Annotated in this window: 2 protein-coding genes; both read right to left on the bottom strand. The window is 60.7% G+C overall.

The window, feature by feature from the left end:
- Positions 1–589 precede the first annotated feature (589 nt).
- Entirely contained in the window at positions 590–931 is a 342-nt protein-coding gene (locus AC1DF3_RS36890; RefSeq protein ID WP_478142798.1) for a hypothetical protein, read from the bottom strand.
- Between the two features lie 40 nt (positions 932–971).
- Positions 972–1,193 (bottom strand): hypothetical protein (locus AC1DF3_RS36885; protein ID WP_478142797.1); only part of this gene is annotated, 222 nt, incomplete at its 5' end.

Raw genomic sequence — 1,193 nt, 5'->3', positions numbered from 1 at the left:
AATGATGTCCTCACCCGGCTGCCCACGCAGCTGAACAGCCGCATCGACGAACTGCTTCCGCACAACTGGCACCCCGCGCGCTGAGCACGTCGCCGCTACCGCGGCGATCCTCGTCCGCCCGTCAACTATGGGACGGCCAGCCGCTTACCTTCCTCCTCCAAAGAGGACTTTCGAGTGTCCTCATTGCCCGCTTCGGCGGGCCTTTTTCGTGGCGATTCGGCTCAGTTCCGGGATTTCTGAGATTCCAGTTGGCGTACGAAGTGATCTACGCCCCAAGGCGAGGACTTCGAGGCCGATAGCCAGCTTACTGGACCAGCGTTTTGCCGGCGGTGCTCAAGGTGTTCGTCGCTGGCGAGGCTGTCGTCGCGCCCACCGATGACCCAGGCAACCACTCGCTGATGGCCTGCCAGCACGCCATCCCATTGGGCTAGTCGGTGGGCGACAACGTTGCAGCGGATCTGCTGGAAACTCACGCCTTAAGCCAACCGGACGACGTGACTTGCCTGGATCTCGGCCGCTGGGGGCCGTGGTGACGCAAAGTTGAGAACACACGGCATGGCTCGCGGGCGCAGAAGTTAACACGATGAAGTCAATCATCAACAGCAAGCTGATTTATCCGCTCCTGGACCGCGAAGCAGGCTTCGCGGCCGGCCAATCCGGCCTCAGCTTGACGCTCTGAACCCTCAGGCGCACCTGCGAGGCGCTTCCTTCGCCAGTCGTCAATGAAGACGCGCGATCGCTGGGACAGAGAGGCGATCGCACTCGCTCCGCTTTGATGCCTTCCTGCCAAGGCTATCCGGCATCGGTGGCCATTTTTCCAATGAAGATCCGCATGACCAGAGATGACCCCGTCGAGGGTCGAACCATCCAGCGCAACCTCCACATTCCAGCCGTCGTAGGCGAATCGATGAACTGCAGAGTTTGTCATCATCACAATCCTCCAACTGGCTCGCGCGCTCCTTCGGTAGATTTCAATCCAGATGCTCCAGCAACAAGGGTGCCACGGCGCGCAAGAACGCAAGTTCACACGGCTTGAGCGCACGATGTTCGACGTCGAAGTGGCACAAAATCGCAACAGTGGGCCCACCCTGCGGACCGAGAGCCATCCCGAAGTACGACACGATTGGCGCGCCGAAGGTGAGGAGCCGATGGTCGATCCTGCAGTCGTCACACACGAATTCGCCGTTCTCGGC

This window comes from Variovorax sp. 10N432 (genome assembly GCF_056394465.1).
This window is presented reverse-complemented; position numbering and strand designations above follow the sequence as displayed.